The organism is Acidisphaera sp. L21 (assembly GCF_009765685.1).
Lineage (GTDB): Bacteria > Pseudomonadota > Alphaproteobacteria > Acetobacterales > Acetobacteraceae > LMUY01.
Window position 1 is genome coordinate 1 of record NZ_LMUY01000122.1, and the last position, 2,950, is coordinate 2,950.

Annotated in this window: 3 protein-coding genes and 1 pseudogene; all 4 read right to left on the reverse strand. The window is 62.2% G+C overall.

Going from position 1 to position 2,950, the window contains the following annotated elements; translation table 11 throughout:
• On the reverse strand, positions 1–610 hold a 610-nt coding region (locus GSQ76_RS23175; protein WP_174247389.1), incomplete at its 3' end, for an inorganic phosphate transporter.
• Between the two features lie 32 nt (positions 611–642).
• Complete coding sequence (locus tag GSQ76_RS23180; RefSeq protein WP_158746485.1) at positions 643–1,254, reverse strand: DUF47 domain-containing protein; 612 nt, start codon at positions 1,252–1,254, stop codon at positions 643–645.
• A 33-nt stretch (positions 1,255–1,287) separates the two neighbouring features.
• Positions 1,288–1,776, reverse strand: coding sequence for an NUDIX hydrolase (locus GSQ76_RS23185; RefSeq protein ID WP_158746486.1), 489 nt, complete (start codon positions 1,774–1,776; stop codon positions 1,288–1,290).
• Between the two features lie 450 nt (positions 1,777–2,226).
• Positions 2,227–2,535: pseudogene (locus GSQ76_RS23190) on the reverse strand (transposase); the annotation flags it as partial.
• Positions 2,536–2,950: the final 415 nt, after the last annotated feature.

Sequence of the window (2,950 nt, forward strand, 5' to 3'; positions counted from 1 at the left end):
GCATGTGCTGCGAGTAGAGCAGCACGGTGATGATGCCCATGGTTTTTTGCGCGTCGTTGCCGCCGTGTGCCAGGCTCAACAACGACGAGGACACGAACTGGAGCACGCGAAAACGGCGGTCGACCGTGAAGGGCGTAGACCTAACCGCAAGCCACGACACGGCCAACACCAGCAGCATCGCCAGCAGAAGGCCGATCAGCGGCGATAGGACGATGGCCGAGCCGATCGTCCCCAGGCCACCCCACAACACGGCGCCCGGCCCGGCCTTGGCCATCGCCGCGCCGACCAAGCCGCCGACCAACGCGTGGCTGCTGCTGGAGGGGATGCCCAACCACCAGGTCAGCACGTTCCATGAGATGGCGCCGGATAGGGCGCCGAAGATGACGGCCGGGTCGACGATGTTGGAGTCCACCACCCCACTGCCCATCGTCGCCGCCACGTGCAGGCCGAAGACGGTGAAGGCGATGAAGTTGAAGAATGCGGCCCAGAGCACGGCGGTGAGTGGCCGGAGCACGCGAGTCGCGACGACGGTTGCGATGGAATTCGCGCTGTCGTGCAGGCCGTTGAGGAAGTCGAACAGCAGCGCCACGCCGATAAGAAACACGAGCATGAAAGTACTCGCCTGCGCACCCGCCACGGTGCTTAGACCTGCTCGACGACGATGCCGTCGATGACGTCCACCACGTCCTCGCAGCGGTCGACCACGGCCTCCACCAGGTCGTAGACTTTCTCAATGGTCAGCTTCGTGCCCGGTGACTCGCCGCTGGCGAACAGCGCCTTGAGGCCGCGGTCCAGCAGGTCGTCGGCTTCGCTCTCGATGCGGCGGACTTCGACCGACATGGCGCTGAGGTTGTCTGCGCTCTTGTCGATGGATCCTAGCAAGGGCATGGCGTCCCGCAATGCCGTCGTCGCCCGCACGGCGCAATCGGCCATTCCCTGCATTTCCGGCGTGAAGCCGACGCCATAGCGGATGACCCGACGTCCGGTGTCCTTCATCAGGTCGATGGTGTCGTCCAAGGCCGTGATGAGTTCCAGGATCTGGGAGCGGTCAAATGGGGTGACGAAGGTGCGATGGATTGCGAGGACAGTCTCCCGGGTGATCTTGTCGGCTTCTTCCTCCAGGCGCGCTATCTCCGCGGCGTGCACCTCGGCTTGGCCGTCGCCTGACATCAGGGCGCGGAAAGAGACGGCGGCGGGGACGATCAGGCGCGAATGCTCGGAGAAGCGTTCGATGAACCGCTCGTCGCGCGGCATCAGGGAGCGGAAGAACCGAATGAACATGGGTGCCTACCCACCTCCTCGTTGGATGTCGCTCTCGATCGCGCCGGGCGGCAATTCCGAGACCGGCGCCCCTAGCTGGAGGAGCATGCTCACCAGTTCGGCCTCCTCGACCAGCAGCGCAGCCTGCCCAAACGTGAACCACTCCCGCCGCCGCTGCTTGGCTTCCGGCCATTTATCCAGCAGCCGGGTCACCCGCATCGGGAAGACCTCGACCAGGCATTCCCGGGATTTACCGCCGGGCAGGCCCTTGGCATAGGTGTAAGAGCCGACGGAGCCGCCGATCACCTCGCCTTCGATGCCCGCCTCCTCGAAAGCCTCCTTGGCCGCCAGTTGCCCGCCGCTCAAACGCTTTTCGGCCCAGCCTTTGGGGAGAACCCATCTTCCGGTGTCCCGGCTGGTGACGAGGAGGACGAGCGTTTCGCCATCCTCCTCCTTCATCGGCAGGGCGGCGAACTGCTGTCCGAGTTTCTGTTGGCGCTTGGGCTTATGGGCCATGCCTATGGTCTCCGACCTCCGACTCACTGGCCCCGACCGTCCGGACACCTCACACGTTTGTAACGCCCTCGAAGGCCTCGCGACCCATGTATGGCGACAAAAAACCGCCCAACCCCGTCAAAAACGCCAATGTTCGAAGCCCGCCTCGCGGAGCCATGCGTACACCGACTCCCCATAGCGCCGACACCGGCAGTTGAAGCGTGGTTGTCACCGCCGTCGGCGGCGATCTCGACGGGACGCGACCGTAGCAAATTTCTTCGGACGGTCATCATATGGTCGCCGCGAGGGATCTCGAACGTCGCCCGACCGCCACCACGGACCTTCGCCACCGGCTTTCCGTCGCTTTCGACCATCATTGCACTCACCAGCCCGGCGAACGACCGGTCGCGGAGAACCAGGATCCTGATCATCTGTCAGTTTCCGCTAAAGGGGTCCTCCTCAATCTGCGTGCTATTCGAATGCACGGAGGGGGAGCATGCGCGCGCGGAGCAATTCGACCCCAGCGCTGCCGTACATGGCCCGCTTCAGTGTCTTCAAGCGATTGATTTGACCCTCCGTTTGGCCATTGCTCCATGTCTCGGTGATTGCATTCCGAACTGCCGCGAGGTCGTGACGCAATGATCGAGTGAAGCGCCGGAGGCAATAAAGTCCGGATCGTTCGGCATCGTGTAGCCAAGCATCGAGTTTTGCCGTGTCATTTCCACGCAGGATGCCACGGAAACGCATCGCCAACGCGCGCATCGTCGCGAATACGGACGACATGGTTAAGGATTTTGGCTTCCGACACCTCGATACAGGGGCCGGGTGCCCACCTCGTCATGTTTTTCATGAGTAATCAATGAGGGCGCCTTCGGAATGCCAAGTTGCTACTTGCACGCAGATTGAGGAGGACCCCTTTATCGGAAATCGTCCCAGTCCGGTCTTCAACGAAAACTCACAGTTGTGGTCGGAGCGGCCTCGCTGCCGTCGGTCTTCTTCCAGACTACCCGGTCGATCAAGGCGAAAGATTACGGCGGGCGTAGCATGCGGCAAGATAACTTCCCAACGGCACCCCGAAACCCTAAAATGAGAACCTTGTTGCCGAGGATCTGTTCATCGGCCCTTGCACTCGTCGGATTCAATTCGACAGACGCTCGGTCGTTGTGCAATTCGTTGCCTGATTCCGATTGAACCC